Source organism: Halomonas sp. Ps84H-12, assembly GCF_024124725.1.
Lineage (GTDB): Bacteria > Pseudomonadota > Gammaproteobacteria > Pseudomonadales > Halomonadaceae > Vreelandella > Vreelandella aquamarina.
Map to the genome: position 1 here is coordinate 1 of NZ_JAMXSJ010000074.1, position 4165 is coordinate 4165.

At 52.2% G+C, this 4165-nt stretch carries 4 protein-coding genes; all 4 read right to left on the reverse strand.

Annotation, left to right across the window (positions count from 1 at the left end):
• Positions 1 to 638: 638 nt before the first annotated feature.
• Entirely contained in the window at positions 639 to 1796 is a 1158-nt protein-coding gene (locus tag NH344_RS17925) for a benzoate/H(+) symporter BenE family transporter (protein ID WP_253028267.1), read from the reverse strand.
• A 163-nt stretch (positions 1797 to 1959) separates the two neighbouring features.
• A complete protein-coding gene (benD, locus tag NH344_RS17930; RefSeq protein ID WP_062375712.1) occupies positions 1960 to 2760 on the reverse strand; it encodes a benzoate diol dehydrogenase BenD in 801 nt (266 codons plus the stop codon).
• Positions 2761 to 2762: 2 nt separating this feature from the next.
• On the reverse strand, positions 2763 to 3782 hold the full coding sequence (benC, locus tag NH344_RS17935) for a benzoate 1,2-dioxygenase electron transfer component BenC (protein ID WP_062375709.1): 1020 nt from the start codon (positions 3780 to 3782) through the stop codon (positions 2763 to 2765).
• 24 nt (positions 3783 to 3806) lie between these two features.
• Positions 3807 to 4165: aromatic-ring-hydroxylating dioxygenase subunit beta (locus NH344_RS17940; protein WP_253028268.1), on the reverse strand; the 359-nt coding region annotated here is incomplete at its 5' end.

Below are 4165 nucleotides of genomic sequence, written 5' to 3' on the forward strand. Positions count from 1 at the left end.
GAACAGGTCGCCGACCAGACGATGGACAATCTGCTTGGCGCGGTCGTTGCCACCGGCTTGGTCAAGACCCGCCACGGCATTCAGGAAGGTTTGGACTTCGGGGGTGTCGAAGATTTTTACGGTCATGATGAAACCCTATCTTAGATTTTTTATCGTTGGCTTATGCCCGTCGATAGCGGTAGTGCATTTGTGAAGGTTGGAATATGTCTATCTAGGGCCTAAAGGCGATAGTTTTGTTATATTCTTTACCAATATCGATCAGGTCATCTCCGCCAGACCAATATCGTTTGAGTTCCTTTCCATACTTCGAAGGTATCTCGACTTACGTGGAATTTTTCCATTTCCCCTGAGAGTTACCGCTAAAAATGGCTAATCATCTATTTACAGAGAAGAATTCTAAAGCCCTTATTGTTAGCTTGTTAACAAACAACGACAAAAAGCGGCTTTAAAACAAAAAGAGCGCATTTTGTGGGGCATAGCGCTCTTCTGACCGGCAATAAATGAGTCCCTAATGTTTGTATCTTGCGACAAAAGGATAAAGAGCTATCGGTAGATAGCATGTATAAAAAAGACCCGCACTGCACAGGCAGATACGGGTCAAGAGGATAACTATGAGCAATTGCAGATATTACGCGAGATTAGCCGCTCTTCTTGGCTACCTCACGAGTAAAAATAAACTCGAAGTCTTTGGTTTCAAAAATTGCCGACACAACCACGCCTAAGACTAATGCCCAAAATGTGGCGCCAATACCAAGAATCTGAATTCCTGAAGCGGCGATCAGAAACGCAAACAGAGCGCCTATTTCATGCTTCTTGCCAGAAAAAGCGATAGCCATTGAAGAGGTGATTACCCGCATGAGTGCCAATCCCGCAATAATGGCAATAAAGTATCGTGGCGTAGCCTCCAGTAGACTAACCACGTAGCCATAGAAAGGCGCGGCAATCACAAAGATAGCCCCCGCAATCACGGCTGCTACCCAGCGTTTTTCGTGAGTCCCCGCCTCCGGTGAAGCACAAACGCCAGTCATCGGTGCCGCAATGCAGGTGCTATGCAGATTGAAGAATGATGACACCATGGTGCCTATTCCCCCCACGGCGGTAATTGCATTCGCTGGTGCATCTTTGTAACCCATGCCTTTGACTAGACCCACACCTGCGGGTGTCTCCATACCAACCAGAATGATAGCGAGCGGTAGCCCGTAGGTCAGAAAGGCACCAAGGGTGAACTCAGGCATGATGAACTCAGGGAGGCGAATGGTTGCCTCGATGCCTGATAGATCAACCCCTGTCACAGTAAGATAAGTAAGGCCCGCCAACATTGAGATGATCAGCGGTGGGATCTTGCGAAAGAGCCGAGTAGAGATAAAGAAAGCCAGGATCATAATAGAGGCAGGCAAAATGGCACTCTCCAGCGGCTTGACCATGTTTAGGCCAAAACTAAGCAGCATACCACCCACCATGCCCATCACTATTGGCATTGGTATCAAACGCATGACGATACCCATCACCCCGGTCACACCAGCGACCAGCGTGATGGCTCCTGCAATCAAGCTTGCTCCTAACGCGGCCTCTAAGCCTATTACAGGGATGACCGCTGCAAACATTAATGCCCCAGGGATGGAGTTAGCCATCGGGAGCGGCAAGCGGTAGTAAGCGGGCATGAAAAGCCCAAACAAGCCATTGATCATCAGGTAGCTGATGACCCATATCATGATAAAGGAGGAGTCGAGGCCAGCCGTAGTACCAGCACTGATGTGAACCACTCCAACGCTGAGCCCCAAGATTCCTGCAACCAAGCCCGTACTAGCATTGTCGGCATTGAGGTCACGCAGGAAGTCGCGGGGCGCATACCTTAGGCTGACGCCTTTCTCAATATGTTTCACGGTGTGCTCCAGGGGATTATTGTGCTTAGAGTTATAGTTAATATTTCTTTAGAATTATCTTTTTTTGAACTGCTAACTAACCGAGGTCGCCACCGCCCACCGGTAGCACGCTGCCAGTGATGTAACTCGCCTCATCTGAGGCCAGGAACAGGATCGGTGCGGCCATCTCATCGAGCGTGCCGTAGCGTTTCATCAGGCAGCTTTGCTTGGTCTGGTCGATATGTGCCTGGAACCAAGCCCGTTCGGTCTCGTTGCGAGGCTCGGGGGTGCCGCGGGAGATCCGGCGCGGCGGCGCCTCGGTGCCGCCGATGCCGGCGGCCACTACGCGGATGCCAGCATCAGTGTATTCAAATGCCAGTGACTCAGTCAGCGCATTAACACCTCCCTTGGCCGCCGAGTAAGGGATACGGTGGATGCCTCGGGTCGCCACAGAGGAGACGTTGACAATCACGCCAGCGCCCTGGGCCACCATCGTTGGTAGAGCCGCGCGGCAGCACCACAACGTCGGCATTAAAGAGCGGTTGATCTCTGCGGAAACTTGGGCCTCGCTAAACTCCGTAAAGGGCTTGAAGTTGATGGCGCCGCCAACGTTATTGATCAAAATATCAATACGCCCAAACTTGTTGACAGCCGCCTGCATTGCCTGCTCAGCACCTGACCAGGTTTCCAGGTCTGCTTGTACCGCCATCACCTGACTACCGCCCTGGCTGATCTCCGCCACCACGTCGTGAATATAGTCAGAGCGATCCACCAGCACCAAGCATGCTCCTTCAGCCGCCGCGCGCTCGGCAACTCGCCGCCCAATCCCTTGAGCGGCACCCGTGACTATCATCACCCGATCCTGAAAACGAGCCCTATCTGAACGCTGATCGCTCATGCTTACGCTCCCACTTGGTTAGGAGTGAATTTTTCATAGTGGAAGCTTTGCGGTTCAATCCCTTCACCATCGAAGTACTTGAGCACAGCATCCACCATCGGAGGCGGCCCACATAGGTACACATCCACATCACCATCATGCATGACAGCGGCGTCCATATGATGAGTCACATACCCCTTGCGCGGATGCTCGCTGGCCTCGTCCACCACCACAGTGGAGTAGCTGAAGCTAGGTAGCTTCTCAGCGAAAGCATCTAATGCATCTATTTTGACGAGGTGATCATCTTTATTAACGCCGTAAATCATGTGGATGGGCGCATCACACCCCTTATCGACCAGTTGCGCTAACATGGACAAAAATGGCGCAAGTCCCGTACCGCCAGCCAGCATCAGTACCGGACGCTTTACTTCGCGTAGGTAAAAACTGCCTAATGGGCCTGTTAGGGTGAGCCTGTCGCCTACTGTAGCGCGCTCGGTCAGATAGCCACTCATTACCCCGTTGGGAATATTGCGAATCAAGAAAGTGGCTCGCTTATCACTTGGCTGAGAGCTGAATGAATAAGAGCGGTGTAACTCAGTGCCAGGTACGTCAATATGAATGTACTGACCCGGCAAAAAGGCGAGTCCCGCTTCATCATCTAAATCAACCACCAGTTCAATACTGTCCTCGGAGAGTTGCTCAACCGCCGCTACCGTGCCCTCAACTTTGCCCACCTGTGTTTTGCACAGTGTGGACGCCACAGGTACTTGGATAACGCAGTCCGAAGACGGCACCATTTGGCACGTCAGCACTTGGCCTTCTGCAGCTTCTTCGTCAGACAGTGCTTCTTCCAGGTACTCGTCGCCCATATCAAACTCGCCCTGCTCACAGTGGCCTTTGCAGGTACCACACACGCCGTCAGAGCAATCCATCGGGAGGTTCACTTTCTGCCGGTACGCGGCATCAAGAACGGTTTCCCCTTCTTTACAGCCAATAAAGCGGGTCACGCCGTCCTCAAAATTGAGGGCAATGGTATAACTCATGATTAAATCTCCTCTCCCATCAGGTCACACGTGGTAAATGTCAATGACCTGATGGATATAGTCGTTATTCAGCTGCACGACTTTTCTTGTGATCAATGGACGCTCGCCCGACACGTCCAGGGTGTAAAACGAGGTGCCAAAAAAGCTGTCGGTCTTTTTGTAGCGGTGACTTAACGTGTGCCAGTTAAACCGCAGCGCAACCGTGTCTCCTTCCTGCGACAAGACCTCAAGGTTCGTTACCTGATGCGTGGTGCGCGGCTCCGGTGTGCTGGCACCACTACGCTCGGTCTTGATGCGATACACCCGGTCTTCCAACCCTTCGCGGTTGGGGTAGTAGATCAGGGAGATCTCGCTATGGGGGTCGCGGGTGAGCTGGTCGTCGT